This is a genomic window from Streptomyces sp. NPDC005483 (assembly GCF_040606035.1).
In the GTDB taxonomy this organism is placed as follows: Bacteria; Actinomycetota; Actinomycetes; order Streptomycetales; family Streptomycetaceae; genus Streptomyces.
In genome coordinates this window covers 1-19,781 of record NZ_JBEXEA010000004.1, presented here as the reverse complement: position 1 = coordinate 19,781, position 19,781 = coordinate 1, and the positions used below count along the sequence as shown (strand labels likewise).

The 19,781-nt window shown below is 68.7% G+C and carries 16 protein-coding genes and 2 pseudogenes; 8 read left to right on the top strand and 10 right to left on the bottom strand.

What is annotated here, in order from left to right:
• Positions 1-252: 252 nt before the first annotated feature.
• Both ABZT06_RS09065 and ABZT06_RS09060 read left to right on the top strand, forming a co-directional pair.
• Positions 253-1,355 (top strand): annotated as a pseudogene (locus ABZT06_RS09065) (IS630 family transposase).
• Positions 1,356-1,442: 87 nt separating this feature from the next.
• Positions 1,443-1,904, top strand: a complete 462-nt coding sequence (locus ABZT06_RS09060; protein ID WP_355737134.1) for a S1 RNA-binding domain-containing protein — start codon at positions 1,443-1,445, stop codon at positions 1,902-1,904.
• An 838-nt stretch (positions 1,905-2,742) separates the two neighbouring features.
• Here ABZT06_RS09060 and ABZT06_RS09055 read toward each other — a convergent pair.
• The gene (locus ABZT06_RS09055) at positions 2,743-3,573 is read right to left on the bottom strand and encodes a hypothetical protein (protein WP_355737131.1); all 831 of its coding nucleotides are present in this window, start codon (positions 3,571-3,573) and stop codon (positions 2,743-2,745) included.
• Between the two features lie 157 nt (positions 3,574-3,730).
• A complete protein-coding gene (locus ABZT06_RS09050; protein WP_355737128.1) occupies positions 3,731-5,086 on the bottom strand; it encodes a hypothetical protein in 1,356 nt (451 codons plus the stop codon).
• Between the two features lie 821 nt (positions 5,087-5,907).
• On the opposite strand from ABZT06_RS09050, the gene ABZT06_RS09045 reads away from it, so the two are divergent.
• Both ABZT06_RS09045 and ABZT06_RS09040 read left to right on the top strand, forming a co-directional pair.
• On the top strand, positions 5,908-6,654 hold the full coding sequence (locus ABZT06_RS09045) for an IPT/TIG domain-containing protein (RefSeq protein ID WP_355737126.1): 747 nt from the start codon (positions 5,908-5,910) through the stop codon (positions 6,652-6,654).
• Positions 6,655-6,814: 160 nt separating this feature from the next.
• On the top strand, positions 6,815-8,095 hold the full coding sequence (locus tag ABZT06_RS09040) for an IPT/TIG domain-containing protein (protein WP_355737123.1): 1,281 nt from the start codon (positions 6,815-6,817) through the stop codon (positions 8,093-8,095).
• Positions 8,096-8,278: 183 nt separating this feature from the next.
• On the opposite strand, the gene ABZT06_RS09035 is transcribed toward ABZT06_RS09040, so the two are convergent.
• Complete coding sequence (locus ABZT06_RS09035) at positions 8,279-8,518, bottom strand: hypothetical protein (protein ID WP_355737120.1); 240 nt, start codon at positions 8,516-8,518, stop codon at positions 8,279-8,281.
• Positions 8,519-8,863: 345 nt separating this feature from the next.
• On the opposite strand from ABZT06_RS09035, the gene ABZT06_RS09030 reads away from it, so the two are divergent.
• Positions 8,864-9,100: a hypothetical protein gene (locus ABZT06_RS09030; RefSeq protein WP_355737118.1), complete on the top strand. Its 237-nt coding sequence runs from the start codon at positions 8,864-8,866 to the stop codon at positions 9,098-9,100.
• Between the two features lie 355 nt (positions 9,101-9,455).
• Here the strand turns inward: ABZT06_RS09030 and ABZT06_RS09025 are convergent, their stop codons facing one another.
• From ABZT06_RS09025 to ABZT06_RS09015, 3 genes are read right to left on the bottom strand one after another with little or no spacing between them, the layout of a single operon-like run.
• On the bottom strand, positions 9,456-10,139 hold the full coding sequence (locus tag ABZT06_RS09025) for a response regulator transcription factor (protein ID WP_355737116.1): 684 nt from the start codon (positions 10,137-10,139) through the stop codon (positions 9,456-9,458).
• Between the two features lie 52 nt (positions 10,140-10,191).
• A complete protein-coding gene (locus ABZT06_RS09020) occupies positions 10,192-11,394 on the bottom strand; it encodes a sensor histidine kinase (protein ID WP_355737113.1) in 1,203 nt (400 codons plus the stop codon).
• 60 nt (positions 11,395-11,454) lie between these two features.
• Complete coding sequence (locus ABZT06_RS09015; protein ID WP_355737110.1) at positions 11,455-12,663, bottom strand: sensor histidine kinase; 1,209 nt, start codon at positions 12,661-12,663, stop codon at positions 11,455-11,457.
• 209 nt (positions 12,664-12,872) lie between these two features.
• On the opposite strand from ABZT06_RS09015, the gene ABZT06_RS09010 reads away from it, so the two are divergent.
• The 3 genes from ABZT06_RS09010 to ABZT06_RS09000 all read left to right on the top strand — a co-directional run bounded on the left by ABZT06_RS09010 (position 12,873) and on the right by ABZT06_RS09000 (position 15,932).
• Positions 12,873-13,274: a hypothetical protein gene (locus ABZT06_RS09010; protein WP_355737107.1), complete on the top strand. Its 402-nt coding sequence runs from the start codon at positions 12,873-12,875 to the stop codon at positions 13,272-13,274.
• 339 nt (positions 13,275-13,613) lie between these two features.
• Positions 13,614-14,942, top strand: a complete 1,329-nt coding sequence (locus ABZT06_RS09005) for a hypothetical protein (RefSeq protein WP_355737104.1) — start codon at positions 13,614-13,616, stop codon at positions 14,940-14,942.
• A gap of 261 nt (positions 14,943-15,203) precedes the next feature.
• Positions 15,204-15,932 carry a DUF4232 domain-containing protein gene (locus ABZT06_RS09000; protein ID WP_355737101.1) on the top strand — a complete coding sequence of 243 codons (729 nt, stop codon included), beginning with the start codon at positions 15,204-15,206 and terminating at the stop codon, positions 15,930-15,932.
• 648 nt (positions 15,933-16,580) lie between these two features.
• On the opposite strand, the gene ABZT06_RS08995 is transcribed toward ABZT06_RS09000, so the two are convergent.
• The 4 genes and pseudogenes from ABZT06_RS08995 to ABZT06_RS08980 all read right to left on the bottom strand — a co-directional run.
• Positions 16,581-17,570, bottom strand: coding sequence for a magnesium and cobalt transport protein CorA (locus ABZT06_RS08995; protein WP_355737099.1), 990 nt, complete (start codon positions 17,568-17,570; stop codon positions 16,581-16,583).
• Between the two features lie 440 nt (positions 17,571-18,010).
• Positions 18,011-18,496 carry a DUF3618 domain-containing protein gene (locus ABZT06_RS08990; protein WP_355737096.1) on the bottom strand — a complete coding sequence of 162 codons (486 nt, stop codon included), beginning with the start codon at positions 18,494-18,496 and terminating at the stop codon, positions 18,011-18,013.
• A complete protein-coding gene (locus ABZT06_RS08985) occupies positions 18,493-18,855 on the bottom strand; it encodes a phage holin family protein (protein WP_355738253.1) in 363 nt (120 codons plus the stop codon). The genes ABZT06_RS08990 and ABZT06_RS08985 overlap by 4 nt, the downstream gene beginning before the upstream one ends.
• 567 nt (positions 18,856-19,422) lie before the next feature.
• Positions 19,423-19,781 (bottom strand): annotated as a pseudogene (locus tag ABZT06_RS08980) (carboxylesterase/lipase family protein); the annotation flags it as partial.

The window sequence follows — 19,781 nt, the reverse complement described above, 5'->3', positions numbered from 1 at the left end:
TGTCGATCAATCCCAATCGGGGGCGTTTTTGCAGGTCAAACGCGGGTGCACATTGTCAGCGTCAGCTTATCCTTGCCGGTCTGTTCCTATCCTTGCGTCCCCAAAGCGTCCCCACCACGGCCCTTGAGGACGAAAACGCCAGCGGGGAAGGTCAGAATCGCCAGCTAGTGCTCTGACCGCATAGGTTGGCCGGTTTGGTGATCGCGGCGGTTGGGTGGGGGGGTGACGTCCGTTCCGACCGCTGGAGGTGCGGTGGCCGAGCCTGTCCGTGTGCGCAGACTGACCGACCAGGAAGGGCTCGTGCGCCGGGGCAGCACCAACTCGGTGCGCTACCGGCGCGCGATGATGCTGCTGGCCTCGGCCGGCGGGAACCGGGTGCCCGTGATCGCCCAGCGGGTGCAGGCCGACGAGGACACCGTCCGGGACGTGCTCCACCGCTTCAACGAGATCGGCCTGGCCTGCCTGGACCCTCAGTGGGCGGGAGGCCGTCCCCGCCAACTCAGCCCTGACGACGAGGACTTCGTCATCCAGACGGCTCTCCCGCCCGACCAAACTCGGCCAGCCCTTCACACGCTGGTCACTGCGCAAGCTCGTCGCCTACCTGCGCAAAGTCCACGGCCACGTGATCCGGATCGGCCGTGAGGCGTCACGCTGCCTGCTCGCCCGCCGCGGCGTGACCTTCCAGCGCACCAAGACGTGGAAGGAATCCCCGGACCCCGACCGCGAGGCGAAGCTGGACCGGATCGAGGAGGTCCTCAACCGCATCCCCGACCGGGTCTTCGCCTTCGACGAGTTCGGTCCGCTCGGGATCCGTCCCACCGCGGGCTCGGGCTGGGCGGAGCAGAAGCACCCCGACCAGCTGCCCGCCACCTACCACCGCACCCGCGGCGTGCGGTACTTCCACGGCTGCTACTCGGTCGGCGACGACACCCTGTGGGGCGTCAACCGCCGCAGAAAGGGCACCGCCAACACTCTGGCCGCGCTGAAGTCGATCCGTGCCCCGGCCCGACGGCGCCCCGATCTCCGTGATCCTGGACAACCTGTCCGCCCACAAAGGCGCCGACATCCATCGCTGGGCGGGGAAGAACAAGGTCAAGCTGTGCTTCACCCCGACCTATGCCTCCTGGGCGAATCCGATCGAAGCCCACTTCGGACCGCTGCGGCAGTTCACCATCGCCAGCTCCCACCACCCCAACCACTCCGTCCAGACACGGGCCCTGCATGCCTACCTGCGCTGGCGCAACGCCAACGCCCGCCACCGTGACGTCCTCGCCGCCGAACGCAGAGAACGCGCCCGCATCCGAAGCGAGAAAGGCATCCGCTGGGGCGGACGCCCCCTCAAGACCGCAGCGTGAGCACACTTCCTACCCAGTGCGCAGCTCCTCGTGAAAGCTGGGAGCATGATGGGCGGACCGTCTGAGAACCCAGAACTCTGGGCATTCGTGGCACTGGACGACGGACCCGCCCACCCGGTCTTCCCCGGCGTCGGATTCAACTCCTTCGCTGAAATGTCCTGGCAACGTTTCGAGGCAGCCACCGACGTCGTGCACGTTGGACAGCGCGTCTCATGCGAGTTCCTCCAGTTCGACACATGGAACCTAGAGGCCCGACTGTCCTTGAAAACCACACAGCCGGACCCTTTTCAGGTATTCGCCGACACCATCGCGGTGGGGCAGAAACTGCCTGGCCAAGTCACCAAGCTGATCCCGTTCGGCGTCTTCGTCCAGGGCGCCGACGAAATCGAGGGACTGGTTCACCTGCGCGAGCTCGCCCGGACACCGGTGGAGGCTCCATCAAATGTCGTCCAGGTCGGCGACAAGATCACGGTGGTCGTCACCGAAATCGACCGAGAGCGACGCAGGTTGGCCCTCTCCCGACGACAATGCTCATCCGCCGGAGTGTGATGCGCTGTGTTCCTGCGACAATTCCCTTGTGCGAGTGTTCCTGAACGTCTGCTCAGTCAAAGGAAGGCACACGCCCCAGGCCGGTGCACCTTTGCGGTCAGAGCACTAGAGGGACGGCTCGAACCAGCTCGCAGCGGATTCCCCTCCCAACGCGCAGAGGCTCCGCCCCGGATGCCGGGGCGGAGCCTCTGCGGCCGTTACCGCAGGTCAGACGTTGTTTCACCAACTTACCCCCAGCGGGTGATCCACTGAGCCCTCTAAAGAAGTCACTCCTCCGGGGGAGGGGGCGCATATAGTGCGCTGGGCCGTCCGTGTGAGATGTCACTGATTCCCACGGTTACTGCCGGGGTGCAAATGGATTATTGGAGACGGATCCAACCGGTGGGCCGCCCGTTCTCGCCGGAGGGTGCGGCAGTCGACTGCCTGCGGCTTCCCCGGGAAAGCCCAGGTGATCTCAACGGCATACCGCGATGGGCCCCTTGGTGGAGAAATTGGATCCTGTCAGCCGGCGCCGCTTGCGGCGCCGGCTGACGCCACTGCAGCTCGCATCTACCCCCTTCCCCCCGTCGCGCCTGGCGCGCCTTTGGAACCGACGGCGACGAGACGGCATCGGATTCTGCAACTACCGAGGGACTACCTGGCAATTCGGGATGAGGCGCCTCGCGAGAGCCGACACCCGGCGTTCGAAGCAGGGAGGGGCGGACGGGCGGTACGGGAAAACGCCTGCGCGGGCGCCTTTCTGATGGGGGAACGGTTTGCCGACTGTTACCCGCGGGCCCTGTAGGCCCGGTTGACGTAAGGCGGAGAAACGGCGAGAGCGGAAGCAGGTGCGGGATTCTCAGGTGCCGTCGTGAACGATGCAGCGGGTCTGGCGTTCACTTTGGCCAAGGGGGATTTCGATGCCCGCTCCGGGGTTGCCGCAGGTTTGATTCTGGCGGCCGTTTTGCGCTGTGTTGGTCTCCGGGCCGATCACCTGGCCGCCGTCTGCCGAGGCAAGGCCGCGGTGGGCCTCGCCGGGGTCGTGGGCGGCGTAGTCGGCGGCTGTGCAGGTGGTGCGTCTTTGGATGGTGCCGATGACGTTTACGGTGAGGGTGTCGGAGGAGTTGCCGCAGTAGACGTTCTGGCGGCCCGTCTGGGCGGTGTTGACCTGAGGGCCGACCGTGGTGCCGCCCAGGGCGCGGGCACCGCCCTTGTAGGCGTCCGCGCTGCTGCCGTGCTCGTCGTCGTAGTCAGCGACGGTGCATGTGGTGTCCCAGCTCATCGTCCCGGCTACGTTGACGGTGATCAGGTCGGCGGAGTTGCCGCAAGCCAGGTTCTGCTCCCCCCTCTGAGCGGTGTTGACCTGCGGCCCGAGCGTGGTACCCCCCACGGCTTGGGCAGCATCGGCGTGGGCGCCCTCACGGCGGGTGTGGCGGTCGTCATCGACACACACCTGCTCCCGGTGCACCTCTTGACCGGCATTGAGCCTCACCAGCCGGGCGGAGTTGCCGCAGGCCAGGTTCTGCTCCCCCTGCTGGTCGGTGTTCTGCGCCCCGCTCAGCGGGACGTCCTCGAGGATGTCGGCGAACGCGCTACTGCTTGCGGCGGAGATCAGCGCGCCTGCGGCGAACACCACAGCGGCCGCGCGGCGGACTCTCTGCACGGTCGCGTGCCGCTCCTGCTGTCCCATCGTCTCAGCTCTTTCCTTGTCGGCCTGGCCGGGCCTGCAGCCCGCGCCCTGACTTCAGAGTCGGCGAACGCCCGGCCGGTTGAGAAGCCACGGTTTGTCCACCCGGCAGAGCCCCCCGGAGAGGTCGCGTGCGCACGACTGACCCAGGCGCGGGCGGCTACCGGTTGACGGTGCCAATGTTGGTGGACCGGTCGACGGCGACACATTGGGTCTGCGTACGACTGCCGGCGTCGGTGAGGGTGACGTCGTTGGGGTTGCCGCAGTTGTTGTTCTGGCGGCCTGACTGGGCCGTGTTCTGCTGGAACAGGTCCAGCGTGCTGGAGCCGCCTTTCGCCTCCGCGCCGTCGCTGACCTCCACGGTGCCGACGTTCTTGGAGTGGTCGACCGTCTCGCAGCCGGTTCCCGCCCTGCTGGCGGCCGCGTTGATGACCGAGTTGTTGGGGCTGGCGCAGTTGTTGTTCTGGCGCCCTGACTGGGCGGTGTTCTGCTGGACCAGGCCACCCGCGCTGGAGCCGCCTTCGGCGTGGGCACCGCCGCCTTCGACGCGGCTGTCCTTGGTGTGGGAGGCGTCCTTGGCGGCGCATCCGCTGTCCACCCGCCCTCCCTCGCCGGCGGTGACGACCGCGCTGTTGGGGTTGGCGCAGTTGTTGTTCTGCCGGCCTGACTGGGCGGTGTTCTGCTGGACCAGGCCACCCGCGCTGGAGCCGCCTTCGGCGTGGGCGTCACCACCTTCGACGCGGCTGTCCTTGGTGTGGGAGGTGTCCTTGGCCGTACATTCGCTGTCCGTCCGACCGCCCGTCAGGAGGATGCCGGACCCATTGGGGTTGGCGCAGTTGTTGTTCTGCCGGCCTGACTGGGCGGTGTTCTGCTGGAACGCGTTGGCGCCGGCGCTGGAGCCGCCTTCGGCGTGGGCGTCGCCGCCTTCGACGCGGCTGTCCTTGGTGTGGGAGGCGTCCTTGGCCGTACATTCGCTGTCCACCCGCCCTCCCTCGCCGGCGATGACGGTAGACCCATTGGGGTTGGCGCAGTTGTTGTTCTGCCGGCCTGACTGGGCGGTGTTCTGCTGGACCAGGCCACCCGCGCTGGAGCCGCCTTCGGCGTGGGCGTCACCACCTTCGACGCGGCTGTCCTTGGTGTGGGAGGTGTCCTTGGCGGTGCATCCGCTGTCGACCCGGCCGCCCGTCAGGGCGATGTCCGAGTCGTTCGAGTTGGCGCAGTTGTTGTTCTGCCGCCCGGCCTGAGCCGTGTTCTGCTGAGCCGCAGTGCCCGTCCCGGACCCGCCGGCGGCGTGAGCGTCACCACCGTCGACGACGCTGTACTTGTTGAAGGAGAGGTCACCGCTCGCGCACCGGGTCTCGACACTGCCGTTCACCAATGCGGTCGCGCCCGCTGCAGTCGAAGTACTGGGGTTGGCGCAGTTGTTGTTCTGCCCGCGCTCTTGGGCGGTGTTCTGCTGAAAGAGACTGGCCGCCCCGCTGCCGCCCGCGGCCGAGGCGCCGGGGCCGTCAGCCATAGCAATCCCACAGCAGGGCGAGGCCAGACCGCCCACGGCCAAGGCCGCCAGCGTGGCCATCCTCATCCGGTGCACGCCTATTCCTCCCGATTGCCTTGGCGTCTCACGCTTTCTCGCGTCCTTTCCACAACGACCTGCCGCACTTGTCGGTACTGGTCCGGCAGCACTTGGGACCCGAACGGCCCATCCCGCTCACCCGTCAAGCCTCAGCTGCTACGGGGCGGAATGTGCGCGACGGCAGACACTTGACTCCTCCGCGCAGCGGCAGCTCGCAGCCCAGTACGCCGCCCGGAGGAGGGCCCCAAGCGCGGCTCGTTGCCCAGCGGTTGCCGTAACCGTCCCGCAGTCAGGCTCGTTGCCTCATGACCCGCTTGCGAGGGCGGAAGCGGTCGATGCCTCTTCCTTAAGCTTTCTTCCCAGGTCACGAAGGGTTTCTGGCGCCATCTGCGGCGTGGCTCCTGCGACTCGCCCGAGTGGGGCAACCGCAATAGGGGTTACTCCGTTTGGGTGATTGGGGGTGGAGGTGTCTTGTCACCCGATTGGTGGTCTGGGTTACTGAGAGTGTGAACCGGCGGGCTGCCCATCCCCGTGCCGGGGGAACGTTGAGACAGGCAGCCGTTGCCGGTTTTCTCTTTGCCCACAGGAGAGGCCGGAAGGCTGCCGTGCGCCTGGCCGTGGCCACGGCGGCGCACTGTCTGTCCGTCCTCCTGGCCCCGGCGGTGTTGACCGCGTGATGGTCTTGTCCCTGTGACTGTGCCGCCGCTGGCTGGCCCTATGTGCCGGTTCCTCGCACGTCCCCACCAAGAGCGAGGAGTACAGCCATGCCCATCTCTCCGAATCAGGGTTCCACCGGCGGCGGGACGCTGGTGACCATCACGGGCACGAACCTGTCCAACACCAGCGCGGTGAAATTCGGCAGCAAGTCCGCCACCAGCGTCACCCAGGTCTCGCCGACCCAGGTCACCGCCGTCTCCCCGTCGGGGACCGGCACCGTCGGGGTCACGGTGACCACGCCGGGCGGGACCAGCAACCCGGTGCCGTTCTTCTACGTCGGCGCCCCGTTCAAGTCGTCGCTGGGCACCACCTCCGGGCCGCTGGCCGGCGGCAACACCATCACCCTCAACGGAACCGGCCTGTCGACGGCCACCAGCGTGTCCTTCGGCGGAGTCACCGCCACCCCCACCGTCAACTCCGACAGTTCCCTGAGCGTCACCGTCCCGGCCGGCGCCGCCGCCGGCCCGGTCGGGGTCAGCGTGAGCACCGCGGGCGGCACCAACAACGGCCTGACCTACACCTACGTCGACATCCCCACGGTCACCTCCCTCACCCCCACCTCCGGCCCCACCTCCGGCGGCACCGCGGTGACCCTCACCGGCACCAACCTCGACACCACCGACTCGGTCACCTTCGACGGCACCCCCGCACCGTTCTCCGTGATCAACACCACCACCCTGTCGGTCGTCACCCCGCCCGGCTCCGCCGGCACAGCCGACGTCACCGTCACCAACCCCGCCGGATCCGACACCGCCGTCGGCGCCTTCACCTACGTCACCGGCCCCGGCATCTAAGCCACCCACCCCCAAAGACGGGTGCAGGTCAGGCCATGAACCCCCGTCCGGGCGGAAGTCCCCCCTCCGCCCGGACGGGTCCCGGCCCTTGCAGCCACACCACGAGCCAGTCCGCTATGTGCTATCTACCGCCCAAATGCTTGCCTCAAGGAGTACAACCATGGCTGCCCCTGTGGTCTCTTCGGTCAGTCCCAACCAGGGACCCGCCTCCGGCGGTACCAGCGTCACCGTGACCGGTGCCGGGTTCACCGGCGCGACAGCCGTCCGTTTCGGGACCCAGAGCGCGACATCGTTCAACGTCAACAGCAGCACCCAGATCACCGCGGTGAGCCCCTCCGGCACCGGCACGGTGAACGTAATTGTCACGACAAGCCAGGGGACCAGCACGCAGCAGGTTTCCTTCACCTACGTGACGACCCCCGCTCCGTCCCTGTCCAGCCTGTCCCCCAGTCAGGGGCCGGTGGCCGGCGGCACTACCGTGACGCTGACCGGCACGGGCTTCACCGGTGCGACAGCCGTGCGGTTCGACGGGACAGCGGCAACGTCGTTCACCGTCAACTCCGCCACGCAGATCACCGCAGTGAGCCCCGCCCACGCGGCCAGCGCCGCCGCGATCACCGTGACCACCCCCGGCGGCACCAGCAACTCCCTGCCGTTCACCTACCTCGGGACCCCTTCTGTCACCGGGCTGTCGCCCACCCAGGGCCCGGTAGCAGGCGGCACCACGGTGACGCTGACCGGCACGGGCTTCACCGGTGCGACAGCCGTGCGGTTCGACGGGACAGCGGCAACGTCGTTCACCGTCAACTCCGCCACGCAGATCACCGCAGTGAGCCCCGCCCACGCGACCGGCGCCGCCGCGATCACCGTGACCACCCCCGGCGGCACCAGCAACCCCGACAATCCCAGCGCATACTTCTACTACGCCGCGGTGCCCTCGCTGACCAGCGTCGCGCCTGCCTCCGGAACAACAACGGGCGGCACCACGGTCACCCTGACCGGCAACGACCTGCTCGGCGCGACAGCGGTGCGCTTCGACGCGCTCGCCGCGGCGTCGTTCACCGTCGACTCCGCCACGCAGATCACCGCAATGAGCCCCGCCCACACGGCCGGCGCCGCCGACGTCACTGTCACCACCCCCGGCGGCACCAGCAACCCCCTCAGCTACATCTACCTCTCAGCGCCCACACTCACCTCCCTGACGCCCGCCCAGGGACCCACACACGCCGGGACCGTCATCACCCTGACCGGCACCGACCTCACCACGACCACCGGCGTGCAATTCGGTTCCACCCCCGCGTCCTTCACCGTGACCTCCCCCACCCTCATCATCGCCGTGGCTCCCGCAGGCCTCCCCGGACCGGTCGCCGTCACCGCCACCACCCCAGCCGGCACCAGCAACGGCCTGCCCTACACCCGAACCGCCGCCCCCGCCATCTGACCCACCAAGCACCACCCACCCGTAACAAACCCCTAGCCTCGCCGTTTCGGGCGATGAGGCGTCGCTGAAGGGCAACTGTCGGGTGGCCGACGCGATTTCCGTATGTGGGCAGGGCGGAGTCCCGGCGCGCTGGTCGGGTTCTCCGGGGTCCTTCGTGTCGTGGGCGGACCGGGGTTCGTCCGGTCAGTCGGCGGGGCGGGGCCGTGCGGCGAGGCGGTGGAAGGCCGTGGCCAGTTCGTGGCGCCAGAGCCACGTTGCCGATATTCGTGGGCGGAGGCGTCGGCCGCCTGCGGGTGAGACGGGCGGCGACGTGCAGCAGTCGGTAGCGGCGGTGACGGCGATGGCCGTGTCGTGCGGCCAGACGGCGCCGCAGTGATAGCGCAGCGGCCGAAGCCGCCGGACGCCGACGACATCGTGCGTCACGGACTCGTGGTCCGCCAGTGGATCCCATGCTCTGCTGGGAAGTCGTAGAACGCCAGCGGCTCCTCCCGATCGTCGGTGATCTTCGCGCCGTAGCTCTTGGCGAACGTAGGCCGGGAGCAATCACTCCACCCGGCTTACGACCACAGTTACGCCTCTGGTGGAACGCCGGCAACCACCCTGGTTGCAGGCGCAGTTCAACCCCTGGTTGGGCGAGAGGGAACAGTCCTGCCAGCTGGCTTTCCAGGTACCCGGACAACATCGCCCCGGCCGGCGACCGCACCACCGCTGGGGACGGACTCCCCGGTATCCGGGAACCGAAGGGACCTAGGAATGAAGCGACAGCTCATGAGTGCGTTCGCCATCCTGACCTTGGCCGACTCCGGCCTCGTGGCCACGGCGAACAGCGCCTCCGCCGCCCCGTCCGCGTTGACGTGCGCGAAGGTGTTCGACGACGGCAACCCGGCGGGGATCAAGTGCACCGGCGCCGCCTTCAACGGGTTCGCGAGGTGCAAAAACGGCACATACGCGGTTGGCGCCACTGCGGCTTCCGGTACGACGTCCTACGCATACTGCACGAGCTAAAACTCCTCACTCGCCAGCCCGCGCGTTTGGGGCGGACCGACGGCGTAGCTGTGGGCCAACAGTGGGGCAGCCGATTGCGTGCCGGCCCGAGCGCCAGACGCCGCCCGGCGCTGACGGCCGGGGACGCCCGGAGCTCTGCCGAAGCCCCGGTCAGGGAGGATACGAAGTGCCCCTTCCCGGCAGCTCGGTTCCGGGAAGGGGCACTGGGACGCCGTCCATGAGAAGGCGTCGGGCCCCGCCGCGATGGCGTCGAGGATCATCTCCCGTCTCACCGCGCCAGACCGCGAGGGCCCGGCGGCGGTCGCGCTCCTCTGTCGCTCCCGGGCACCTTTGACGACATGGCAGTTCCAACACCTCAGATGTTGTCCGTGCCCCAGGCTGCGGCGCCGCGGGAGGTCAGTCCGGTCTCGTACGCGAAGACCACCGCCTGGGCCCGGCTGTTCAGGGTGAGCTTGCTCATGCAGCGGTGGACGTGTGTCTTGATGGTCGCCGTGCTGAGCACGAGTCGCTGGGCGATGTCGGAGTTGGACATGCCCGCCCCGACCAGCCCGAGAACCTCTAACTCCCTGGGGGTCAGCGTGTCCAGCCCGAAGTGCGGCTCGGGCGCGGCCGGGCGGGGGGTGTAGGTCTCGATGAGCCCTTTGATCACTGAGGCGCTGAACAGCATGTCGCCGGCGTGCACGGTGTCGATGGCGGCGAGCAGCCGGTCCGGTGGGGTGTCTTTGAGCAGGAAGCCGCAGGCGCCGACCTTCAGCGCGCCGTAGACGTACTCGTCGAGGTCGAAGGTGGTCAGGACAAGGATCTTGGGGGGCGGGGGCGCGGCCTGGGCAAGGATGCGCTCGGTGGCGGTGATCCCGCTGATGCCCGGCATCCGAATGTCCATCAGGATGACGTCGGGTCTGGTCCGCTTGGCGATCTCGATGGCCTCCTCGCCGTCCCGTGCCTCGCCGATGACCTCGATTCCCGGTGCGGCCCGCAGGAGTGCGACGAGTCCCGAGCGGATGAGGATCTGGTCGTCTGCGACGAGCACTGTGGGCATGCGTGGTTTCCGCCTTCCTCGCGGCTGCCCGGCCGGGAGCCGAGACGCTTGTTCACCTGTCGCGTGGCACGGGGACGGTCAGTGCGACTTCGAACCCGCCCTGCGGGCCGGGGCCGGCGGTCACCGTCCCGCCGTAGATGCCGACCCGCTCGCGCATGCCGATCAAACCATGGCCGGCGGGTCCCGCGGTGGTGCCGACGGGAGTTGCCTCCTGTCCGTCATCGGCCACCCGGACGCGGACCGCGGCCTCGTCGAAGTGCACGGTGACGCTCGCGTTCGCCGCCGGCGCGTGCTTCATGACGTTGGTGAGAGCTTCCTGAATGACCCGGTAGACGCACAGATCGACGCCCGGAGGCAGCGCGAACGGGGCACCCGTGATCCGGACGTCGACGCAGACACCCGCGGCTTCGACACGCCGGGCCAGCTGCTCCAACCGCCCGAGCCCGGGGGCCGCGTTGTGGTCGCCCACCCCCTCCTGTGCTCGCTCGGTCCCTTCCCTGAGCACGACCAGCATGCGGCGCATTTCCGCCATGGCCTCGTGGGCGCTGCCCGCGATGGTCTCCAGCGCCGTGCGGGCCGTCTTCGGATCGGAGGTGAAGACGTATCCGGCCAGGCCGGTCTGCACGGAGATCGCGGACACGTGGTGGGCGACCACGTCGTGCAGTTCACGGGCTATGCTCATGCGCTCGGCCATGACGGCCTGCTGCTCCTTCTCCTCCTGCTCCAGGCGCAGTTGCTCGCTGAGTACCGCGAGCCGCTCGCCGCGCTCCGCGAGCCGGCGGGCCCGGTCGCCGGTCACCCACAGAACGGCGACCGTCACGGTCACGAAGACCACACTGAGCGGGCCGATCCCGGGCTCGGCGAGCCGCGTGCCCCACAGCAGCACGAGCAGCGACCCCGCTGCGCACCTCGCAGCGACCCTGCGCGGGCACTGCGCCGCGACGGTGTAGAACGCCAGGCCCAGTCCGCAGACGACGACCACGTGGTAGTAGGCCAGGGTCATATAGCACAGCGTGCAGGCCGCCGTGCTGACGAGCACGGTCAGAGGAGCCCGGCGGCGCACGGCCAGCGGAAGATAGACCAGGGCGATCAACACGTAGGCCCATACATCGGTCTGCCGCCAATAGCCCTGCGAGTTCGGCCAGTTGCGCAGCATCGTGCCCATGATGCCGAGCGACACCACCGCGTAGACGGTGTCTGCCACCTGTGGGAAGGCCCGGCGAACCGCCCCGCCCCACGTGCGCTGCGCGAACATCGTCCGAGCGTAGGCCCCGAGCGACCGCTCCACCCGGCATTCCACCACAGAGACGCTTGTTCACCTGTCGCGTGGCACGGGGACGGTCAGTGCGACTTCGAACCCGCCCTGCGGGCCGGGGCCGGCGGTCACCGTCCCGCCGTAGATACCGGCCCGCTCGCGCATGCCGATCAAACCATGGCCGGCGGGTCCCGCGGTGGTGCCGACGGGAGTTGCCTCCTGTCCGTCATCGGCCACCCGGACGCGGACCGCGGCCTCGTCGTAGTGCACGGTGACGCTCGCGTTCGCCGCCGGCGCGTGCTTCATGACGTTGGTGAGAGCTTCCTGAATGACCCGGTAGACGCACAGGTCGGCGCCCGGCGGCAGCGCGAACGGGGCGCCCGTGATCCGGACGTCGACGCAGACACCCGCGGCTTCGACGCGCCGGGCCAGCTGCTCCAGCCGCCCGAGCCCAGGGGTCGCGGTATGGTCGCCCGCCCCTTCCTCCCCCTGGGCACGCTCGGTCCCTTCCCTGAGCACGACCAGCATGCGGCGCATCTCCGCCATGGCCTCGTGGGCGCTGCCCGCGATGGTCTCCAGCGCCTCGCGGGCCGTCCTCGGATCGGAGGTGAAGACGTATCCGGCCAGGCCGGTCTGCACGGAGATCACGGACACGTGGTGGGCGATGACGTCGTGCAGTTCACGGGCTATCTTCATGCGCTCGGCGATGACGGCCCGCTGGGCCTTCTCCTCCTGCTCCAGGCGCAGTTGCTCGGTGAGCACCGCGAGCCGCTCGCCGCGCTCCGCGAGCCGGCGGAACCGGTCGCCGGTCACCCAGGCGACGGCGACCATCACGATCACGAAGGCCACACTGAACGGGCCGCTCCCGGGCTCGGCGAGCCGCGCGCCCCACAGCAGCACGAGCAATGATGCGGCGGCGCACTTCGCAGCGACCCTGCGCGGGCACTGCGCCGCGACGGTGTAGAGCGCCAGGCCCAGTCCGCTGACAACGACCACGTGGTAGTAGGCCAGGGTGAAGTAACACAGCACGCAGGCCACCGTGCCGACGAGCACGGTCAGAGGAGCCCGGCGGCGCACGGCCAGCGGAAGATAGACCAGGGCGATCAACACGTAGGCCCATACATCGGTCTGCCGCCAGTAGCCGTGCGGGTCGGGCCAGTTACGCAGCACGGTGCTCGAGATCCAGACCGACACCACCGCGTAGACGATGTCCGCCACCTGTGGGAAGGCCTGGCGAACCGTCCCGCTCCACATGCGCTGCGCGAACATCGTCCGAGCGTAGGCCCCGAGCGACCGCTCCACCCCGCTTTCCACCACAGCTACACCCCAGGTTGTACACCGCCAACCACCCTGGTTGCATGCGCAGTTCAACCCATGGGTGGGCGAGGGGGGACAGCCCTTCCGGCTAGCTTTCCTACACCCGGGCACCATCGCCTCGGGCAGGCCCTGCTTCGGATGGGATCAAAACCATGAACCGTGTGCGCAGTCTCGCCACAGCTGCCATTATCACCGGCACCTTGCTGGGCGGTGGCACAGCGACGGCGACCTCGGCGGCCGCTGCCGCACAGTCGATCGACTACATCGCCGGCAAGGATACCTACGCAGGGAGCTGCAAGGGCTGGTTGAACCGTGACTCCAGCAACGGCTACGTACAAGCGCTCGGCCAGTCATGGAACAACAACCAGTGTGTTGTGTACCTGGAGCGCATGCGCCTCGGCTCTGACGGCTACGGCTGGACGCCGGTGTCGAGCAGCTACTTCCTACTGAACTCCACGGCTGCGACCGGCTTCCACTGGAACGGCACGGACGCCGCCTCACACGTGTGCATCGACAACACGACGACCGGACAGAAGCACGTCTGCGGGGACGCAGCTTGGTAGGTCGGTAGGCATTGCGGACTGAAACCGTTCGGGGTCCGGTAGAGGATCTACTGGACCCCGAACGGTTCAACGCCTCGGCATGCAAAGCCAATCCATCGAAACAGCGACGGAAAGTGCCTCCGCGCAAGCGCGCGACCGGAACGGCCGAGAAAGTATCGATGCTCCGAAATCGCCGTCACCTCACCCGGGGCTGGATCGGCAATGTCCCAACGCAATGATCGCGACGCCGGCTCGTATCGAGCTCGAACGCATCGGCGAGCGCGGGAATTCATCCAGCCGCGCGCAGCGGCCGACAATCGGGCCGGCCTGCCATCGCATGGCAGATACGGAGAATGCCCAATGCGAAGTATCCAGAGAACGATCAGAACGCTCGGGGCAGCGGCACTCGCGCTCGGCGGGCTGGCGGCCGGTGCCGGGGAAGTGCAGGCGGACGACACCGACTCGGCCACGGTGCGACCGCCGGTCGCGGTCAACCAGGCGGCCTGGGCCACCGGCACCGACCGGCAGAACGCCGTGATCGCGTACTGGACCAGCGAGGACATGGCCCTGTGGAACGCCAACAACACGGACTACGGCGTCGATGGCCCCAACTACAGCAATCTCGACGAGGGCCGTATCTGGAGCCGCCCCGGTGCCGTGCACCAGACGGTCGGGCGACTGTACTACCGTCAGACGCTGACTTGGCCGGCCACCACCCGGCCCAGCCGGCCGGGGGACGCGACCGGCACGGTGGACTCGACGCAGTGGTTCCATGTCGACTCCACCGGAGCCTACGTACCGGCCGACACCACCGCGCAGCACATCTTCAAGGACAGCACGACGGTGACCGCTGTCGCGGACGGCACCACCACGACGGTCCGTACCGTGGCCTACCCCACCGAGTGCTCGGCGAATGCGGTGGACAGCGCCAACGGCAGTACCGTCCTGTCGGCGGGCCACTGCGTTGCCAATCCGCTGGCCGTGGTCGCGCTCGGCTCGCTCACCGGCACCATCCAGAAGGGTTCGGTGAGCGCCACTGACGACGCGTGGATGTTCATTCCCGGCTATGACGGCACCAAGGTCGGCCTGGCCCAGGCCCCCTACGGGCTCTGGCCCGCGACCACCGTCCACACCACCGCGCAGTGGAACGACTTCGCCACGCTGAACCCCGACACAGTCAACCTGTCCAACTTCAACTACGACGTCTCGGCGCTCACCGTCGCCGACCCGACCAGACCCGGCGTGCGCCTGGCCGATGTCGTGGGCTCCCAGCACGTGGCCTTCAACCAGCCCTACAACCAGACCATGTTCGCCTTCGGCTACCCCAACGAGGGCAGCTGGGACACCGTCAGCACACCCGTTCCGGCGCCGGGCCAGGCACCGCGCACCACCCGCCAGATTTCGCGCTACCGCTACGACGGGCGCTCACTCGTCGAGTGCAACGGCAGCACCTGGAAGGACTTCATCCTGAAGAGCGACTACGAGATGACCTGCAACATGACGGGCGGTGCCAGCGGCGGCCCCTGGTTCCAGGACTTCGACATGGTCAGCGGCACCGGCACCCAGGTCGGCGTGAGCTCCACCAAGTACCCGAACTTCGTCAGCGGCGAGGGGGTCTGGATGATCGCCCCGCACTTCGAGGACAACGACCAACTGCTCTACAACACGGTCCAGCACCTCACGCCCTGACCATCCCCGCGGACCTCCCGCACCTACAACGAATCCCAGCCGCATCATCCACCCCTGACGGCGGCGTCCGGCTCACCACCGCCGAGCGCCGGCGGGTGAAGGGGGCCGGCCAGGACAGCTCCGACGCCGTGATCACACCGAGCACGGCCAGGATCGTCACACGACGAGGACGCAGGAACGGGAGTTCAGCGATCTCCTCGCTGCGTCATCAATTTGCTCAGTTGCACATTCGGACCACATGACTGCACACGGGGGATCATCATGCGTACCGCGCACAAGAGCTGGAAGACCTACGCCCTGGGAGCCGCGGCCCTCACCGGCCTCCTCTCCGCCACGGCCTGCGAGCCGGGCGGCGCGAACAATGGCACGGGCACCACCCCGTCCGCCACCCCGAGCGCGACCGCCTCCACCCAGCCCGGCGGCGGGAGCACGACCCCGAGCGCGACCGCCTCCACTCAGCCCGGCGGCAGCTCGCAGGACTCGGGCGGCGGCTCGGGTGGCTCCGGTGGGTCGGGCAGCACCGACGGCGGCGGGGCGGTCACCGCCGCCTGCAGCGACGCGAACATCTCGATCACCACGACGCTCTACCCACATGACTCGGTCCGGCACCTCCTCCTCACGGCCACCAACACCGGCAGCAAGGAATGCACTCTCTACCGCTACCCGATCGTCCGCTTCGACAACGGGCCGGAGGACCAGGTCGGCCCGATGGAGTCCGAGATGAAGGGAGCCGCGATCAGGCCGGGCGAGAAGGCGTACGCGGGCATGCTCCTCTTCCGGATCGGCGCGCCGACCGAGGCCGTGGAGACGATGACCGTCAGCCTCCAGGGCCGCGTCTCCAACGCCGACCCGGACAGCGGACCGATCAAGGTGGCGCTGCCCGACGAGGCCGACTTCCTCAACATCGACGACAACCCCGCGGTCTCGTACTGGAACGACAGCCGCGAGAACACCGAGAACTACATGTTCAAGGCCGCCGGCGGCAACTGACCCTCGCCCGAAGACCGCTCCCGCCCTCCACCAGGTCGCAGGCACCACGGCTTGCGGCTTGCGGCGTCCTCGGTCTGCCGCTCGTACGGTTCACCTCCGATGGAGCGGAGGTGAACCATCTGAGACGCGTTCGTCGAAGCCGCCGACTGTCACATCGACAGTGACCGGGCACCGGAACACACTCAGCTATCGGCGCGTCTTCACCATGGTGTCCAGGTCGCCGGGCCGGTGCTCCGGCGGCAGCGCATCGTGGCCACGCCTTCACGCCGGACCACCGCGCGCCGCCCGCCTGGGGATGTGTGACCGCGGGCGCCGGTGACGGCGACACGTAGTCGCCCTGGCGACCGCCCGAGGCGCAGTGGCAGCACCTGGGCAGCCAGGGCGTCTATGCCGCCACCGGCGCGCTGTTCGTCCTGACCAACAGCCAGGTCACCCTCACTACTTCGGGCGGCGCATCGCGGAGGCGGTCTTCGGAGCGGTGCCTCGGCATCACGGTCAACCCCCTGGTCCGGCCCCCGTGTACCTGCGTGACACCCGCGCCGCCTTCCAGGACGCCGCCGACGAGGCGCAGGAGATCCCGGATGCGGTGGCTGAGGGGCTGGACGCCCCGTCGCCTCAGCCCCGGGGGCCGACGGAGGCGCCGGGCCTTCACAGCCAGCCGTTGCGGTGGAAGGTCCGGTGCAGCAGGGCACAGGCGCCGACCATCACTGCGACGGCGATCGGGTATCCGTACGTCCAGCTCAGTTCCGGCATGTGAGCGAAGTTCATGCCGTAGATCCCGGCGACGAGGGTCGGGGTGGCCAGGATGGCAGCCCAGGCGGAGATGCGGCGCATGTCGTCGTTCTGCCAGGTTCCCACCCGTGCGAGATGTGCGTCGAGGGCGGAGTTGAGCAGCTCGTCCAGGGAGCGCACTTCGGTGTCGGTGCGGTGCATGTGGTCGGCGACGTCGCGGAAGTACGGCAGCATCTCCTCGGGCCACCCGGCGTGGGGGTCTGCGAAGTCCTGCACCACCGGGACCAAGGGCTGGACCGCGTCGCGGAATTCCAGGACCTCCCGTTTGAGGGAGTAGATGCCCTCGGTGAGGTCCTCTCGCTCCGGGGAGAACACGCGACGCTCCAGGACGGTCAGGCCGGTACGGACCTGGACCGCTGCCTCGGTATAGGAGTCGACCACCGTGTCGAGGACGGCGTGCAGCACGGCGACGGGCCCGAACCGCAGCGTCTGCGGATCCTCACCGAGCCGCCGCGCCGCTTCGGATGTGGGATCAGCCGGGCCATGACGGACGGTTAGGGCGAACCGCGGACCGGTGAAGACCATCACCTCGCCGGTCTCCACCTCGCAGCCATCCTTGACGTACCACAACGTCTTCAGCGCCACCGCGAGAACGTCCCCGTACCGCTCCCGCTTGGGCCGCTGGTGCGCCTCGCCGGCATCTTCGACCGCCAGGGGATGCAGCCCCAGAGGGCCCGAGAGTTCTTCCAGCTCTCTGGGGCCGGGATCGTCCAGATGCACCCAGCAGAACTCGCCTTCCCCCACCCGCTTCAGACTGTCCAGCACTGCCGCACGGCCACCGTCGGCCTGCTGGCAGTCCACCTGCTCCGGCTCGCCCGGCGGCTCGTGGTAGATGACACACCTCATACTTCCCGCCTGCACCGCCGCAGCGATTACATGCCTGTCACCCACCGACAGCCAGCCGCCCGGCATGCGGCCCACACGTGACGGACACGCCTCCTCCACACCGCCAGGCTTTCCGTCTGGCCGGGGGGCGGGGCTACCCGAACGGAGAAGTCATCTCCGAGAGGAGTTCGTAGTGGTCCCCGCCCGTCTTCCTGCTGCCCCCGGGGCTGATGTGCCTTGCCCTGGCACTGGGCCGCTATGAGGAATGCCTACTCGGGCAGAGTGCGTCCCTGCAGCCGGCAGCCCGTGCCAGAGCCAGGCGGCATTTGTCCCTCGTTCCGTGCACGGGCTCCCGGGACTGAGCTTCTTCCGCACCTGCTTGAACGGCGCCAGCGAGGATGCCGCGAGCGCGCCAAGCACCAGGGCGACCGGCTTGTAGGCGACTTTCGATGCCTACACGGCTACCTCCTGCCGCGACGGCGCAGCAGCAGCCACGCGGCCACCGCCACACTGCCGGCCACGATCAGCGCGGTGCGGTTGTCGCGGGCGGCCTGGGCAGTCTGCTGGGTCTTGGCGCGGACCGGTTCGGGTGTCTTGTCCTGCCACACCTGACCGGCCTGTCCGGCCTTGGCCTTCACCTGCTCGGCTGCTGCGGTGGCCTTGTCCTTGAGCGGCTCGGGCAGCTTTTCCTGCACCAGGTGCGCGGCCTCGGCAGCCTTCATCTTGATCTGCCCGGTCAGTTCTGCTGCCTTGGCGCCCGCCTGCTCCGTCAGCACGCCTACCTGTTCCTGGACCGCGGTCGCCTTCTCCTGTGCGCGGGACTTGACGTCCGTCTTGGCGGCCAGGTTCTCGACCGTCTCCCCGAGTTCGCGGCGGGTCTGCTCGACCTGCTCGCGCAACTGCTCGGGGCTGGAGGCGGTGGGCTCGTCGTGGGGCGGCTGGGTCATCGCTGTGCACTCTCCTTGATCTCGGCCACATCGGCCTTGACGCTGTCGATGGTCTGCTCCGGTGTCGGCGGTGCCGCCTGGCTGACCTCCTTCTTACCGGTCAGGGCCAGCACGACGGTGATCACGGCGAGGACGGCGGTGACGATCAGGGCCGCGGCCCACACCGGGAGCGGAACGGCCAGCGCGGCGATGGCGGTGGCGACCAGGGCCTGCGCTGTCAGGAAGCCGGCCAGGCCGGCCCCGCCGAACAGGCTGCCGCCCTTGCCGTACCGCTTGCCCTTCTCCTTCATTTCCGCCTGCGCCAGCCGCATCTCCCCGCGGACCAGCTCCGTCAGCTGCTGGGAGGCCCGCTGGACCAGATCACCAACCGGCTCCTGCGAGCCGCTCGGGCCGCGGTGGGATCCTGCGTGCTCATGAGGGATTTCCGCCTTTCTCAGCTGCCGGTAGTAGTCGTGCCCTGGATGAAGGCGTCTGCCTGTGCTGGTGAGCGAGGCACACCCGCCTCGACGAGTCCCTGGTACCCGCATGCGGGCCTGCCATCCAGCGGACCTGCGGCAATCAAGTGACCTGTGCCTGTCACCGCCAGTCGCATCGCCAGGCGGGGAGCACGATGTACCAGGGCGGCTGCGGCCAGACCGATCGTGGCGCCGACGGCGTGGCGCGAGCGCCTGCGCCAGGACCGCGACGAGTTGGCAGGCCAGCGGCAGAAGCGGGGCCAGCGCCCTGATCCGCACCCAGCCGGGCTTGCGTACCGGCACCGGCACATCCTGGATCTGAAGTGCGTCCAGGCCGCCGGGCCGGGTGACGACGACGGCCCGCATCGTCGCCGGTGCGGCGTCGCCGGCTGCTGTCGGTTGGCTCATACCGAGTTCCTCACTCTGTCTCGCCCCCCTGGTGCGCTATTCCGGATGGCGTCCCGCCAGCCGTCAAGGACGGTCGATGCCCTCCCACAGGCCGAGGGTCTGCTGGTAGTGGGCCGTGGCTTCGAAGGGCGGGTTGCCGACGCTTCCCGAGGTGGGTTTGTCCGTGACAGCGGGCCACAGACGGGACTGTTCACCGGTGGCGAAGTCGAGCACGATGTCGCGGATCCGCGTGTCACGCTCGGCCTGTTCGGCGCTGCGGCCCGGCTGTTCCTGGCCGACCAGGGCGTACATCTCGGTGCCGTGCACGGCGGGTGCGCCCTCGGCGGACCCGATCATCAGGAGATGGGCGTTGCCGCCCGCGGCGGCGTGCGCCAGGGCGCCGCGGGCGGCCGGGAGTGCGAAGAGGTAGTCCGCCATGACCG